General features: G+C 55.9%; 1 rRNA gene. It reads right to left on the bottom strand.

The window, feature by feature from the left end:
• Positions 1–2 precede the first annotated feature (2 nt).
• A 23S ribosomal RNA gene (locus KV557_RS41785) occupies positions 3–1,399 on the bottom strand; the annotation flags it as partial.

The raw sequence follows: 1,399 nt of genomic DNA, 5'->3' as shown, positions 1-1,399 counted from the left end.
CTGAGGACAAGCCCTCGGCCTATTAGTACCGGTCAACTCCACCCCTCACAGGGCTTCCATATCCGGCCTATCAACCCAGTCGTCTACTGGGAGCCTTACCCTCTCAAGGAGGTGGGAGTGCTCATCTCGAAGCAGGCTTCCCGCTTAGATGCTTTCAGCGGTTATCCCTCCCGAACGTAGCCAACCAGCCATGCCCTTGGCAGGACAACTGGCACACCAGAGGTTCGTCCGTCCCGGTCCTCTCGTACTAGGGACAGCCCTTCTCAACACTCCTACGCGCACAGCGGATAGGGACCGAACTGTCTCACGACGTTCTAAACCCAGCTCGCGTACCGCTTTAATGGGCGAACAGCCCAACCCTTGGGACCTACTCCAGCCCCAGGATGCGACGAGCCGACATCGAGGTGCCAAACCATCCCGTCGATATGGACTCTTGGGGAAGATCAGCCTGTTATCCCCGGGGTACCTTTTATCCGTTGAGCGACGGCGCTTCCACAAGCCACCGCCGGATCACTAGTCCCTACTTTCGTACCTGCTCGACCCGTCAGTCTCACAGTCAAGCTCCCTTGTGCACTTACACTCAACACCTGATTGCCAACCAGGCTGAGGGAACCTTTGGGCGCCTCCGTTACTCTTTAGGAGGCAACCGCCCCAGTTAAACTACCCACCAGACACTGTCCCTGATCCGGATCACGGACCCAGGTTAGACATCCAGCACGACCAGAGTGGTATTTCAACGACGACTCCACCAAGACTGGCGTCATGGCTTCAAAGTCTCCCACCTATCCTACACAAGCCGAACCGAACACCAATATCAAGCTATAGTAAAGGTCCCGGGGTCTTTCCGTCCTGCTGCGCGAAACGAGCATCTTTACTCGTAATGCAATTTCACCGGGCCTATGGTTGAGACAGTCGAGAAGTCGTTACGCCATTCGTGCAGGTCGGAACTTACCCGACAAGGAATTTCGCTACCTTAGGATGGTTATAGTTACCACCGCCGTTTACTGGCGCTTAAGTTCTCAGCTTCGCCCGGACGAATCCAAGCTAACCGGTCCCCTTAACGTTCCAGCACCGGGCAGGCGTCAGTCCGTATACATCGCCTTACGGCTTCGCACGGACCTGTGTTTTTAGTAAACAGTCGCTTCTCGCTGGTCTCTGCGGCCACCCCCAGCTCAGAGTGCAAGACTCATCACCAGGAATGGCCCCCCTTCTCCCGAAGTTACGGGGGCATTTTGCCGAGTTCCTTAACCATAGTTCACCCGAACGCCTCGGTATTCTCTACCTGACCACCTGAGTCGGTTTGGGGTACGGGCCGCCATGAAACTCGCTAGAGGCTTTTCTCGACAGCATAGGATCATCCACTTCACCACAATCGGCTCGGCATCAGGTCTCAGACTAT

It is taken from the genome of Kitasatospora aureofaciens, from assembly GCF_019192735.1.
Lineage (GTDB): Bacteria > Actinomycetota > Actinomycetes > Streptomycetales > Streptomycetaceae > Kitasatospora > Kitasatospora aureofaciens_A.
This window is presented reverse-complemented; position numbering and strand designations above follow the sequence as displayed.